A 270-nucleotide genomic window follows, 5' to 3' on the forward strand; every position below is an offset into this window, starting at 1 on the left:
GTTTCAGTTCCAATTGATTCTGGATGAAACTGCAATCCAAATACTGGATATAGTTTATGTTGAATAGCCATAATTTCCCCATCATCAGCGGATGTCGCAACAATGTCAAAATCCTCGTGAAGTGTTGTAGGCTCGATGACTAATGAATGATAACGCATAACTTCAATCTCACCATTCAAATGTTCAAACAATCCTTTTTGCTCGTAATTTAACGTAGAAATTTTCCCATGCATAATGTTTTCTGCACGAATAATTGTTCCTCCAAAGGCT

General features: G+C 36.7%; 1 protein-coding gene. It reads right to left on the reverse strand.

What is annotated here, in order from left to right:
* On the reverse strand, positions 1 to 270 hold a 270-nt coding region (locus tag R2R70_RS20445; protein ID WP_410978969.1), incomplete at both ends, for a glutamine amidotransferase-related protein.

The sequence above is a fragment of the Cobetia sp. SIMBA_158 genome (assembly GCF_046566945.1).
GTDB classification, from domain to species: Bacteria; Pseudomonadota; Gammaproteobacteria; order Pseudomonadales; family Halomonadaceae; genus Cobetia; species Cobetia amphilecti.